This is a genomic window from Mesorhizobium sp. WSM4845, assembly GCF_055811455.1.
In genome coordinates this window covers 1-243 of sequence record NZ_JBVVQA010000130.1, presented here as the reverse complement: position 1 = coordinate 243, position 243 = coordinate 1, and the positions used below count along the sequence as shown (strand labels likewise).

The following is a 243-nucleotide window of genomic DNA, read 5'->3' as shown; positions in this document are numbered from 1 at the left end:
GCCGCGCCCGCTTCGCTCAGATGCGCGCGCGCATCGGCCAGGCGGTGCCGCAAGCCATGTTGCAGCCGCATCGATGCGTCGTCCAGCCGCTGCCGTTGCGGGCTGAGCAGCGTGTCCGGCGTCGGCATCAACCGCGCCTGCATATCCAGCCGCTCGCGGGCCCGCACCGCGCCGCGCCGCACCGCCCGCCCGGCGCGCAGGCTCATTTCGCTGAGGCTCGCGATCAGTTCCGCCCGCACTGGC

General features: G+C 74.5%; 1 pseudogene. It reads right to left on the bottom strand.

Annotated features, from left to right (window positions below):
- Positions 1-243, bottom strand: a pseudogene (locus AC0L2C_RS34305) (exodeoxyribonuclease VII large subunit); the annotation flags it as partial.